General features: G+C 60.5%; 1 protein-coding gene. It reads right to left on the bottom strand.

The genetic code is table 11. From position 1 onward, the window contains the following. Positions 1–473 (bottom strand): hypothetical protein (locus EOA13_RS38260; protein ID WP_164780682.1); only part of this gene is annotated, 473 nt, incomplete at both ends.

A 473-nucleotide genomic window follows, 5' to 3' on the forward strand; every position in this document is an offset into this window, starting at 1 on the left:
CCGATTGCATCGCTCCCTTCTTGCTGACCAGCATGCGCGACACTTCGGCAATACCGAATGGGTTCTTTTCGAGCCGGGCCAAGTCCTCGGGCAACGCCAATCCGATCGCGTTTGGCTCGGCCCGCCAGATCAACTGAACGGTGTTTTTCTCCGCGCCCGGGCCGCGTCCCACAGTCAGGGTGAGGTCGAACTTGATCTGAATGTTTGCGCGCGACGTCGAGACGTTCTCGCGGAATTTGCGGCTCTTGCTTGCGGCCTCGAGGAGCGTTTCGAACTCGAAAATGTGCGGCGTGTCCCAGCTGACCATGGGTGGGAGAACCTGACGCAGCGCCTTGTACTTGAGGCTGAAGGCGCGAGCCACGTCGACATTCATATCCAACCACTGCGTCTTGGTCCGGCGTGAAGACCGGATCTCGATCGCGCGTGGCATCTTGAGCGTACCGAGCTGGGCAAATAGCCGCTCGATGCTGCGG

The sequence above is a fragment of the Mesorhizobium sp. M7A.F.Ca.US.011.01.1.1 genome (assembly GCF_003998295.1).
In the GTDB taxonomy this organism is placed as follows: Bacteria; Pseudomonadota; Alphaproteobacteria; order Rhizobiales; family Rhizobiaceae; genus Mesorhizobium.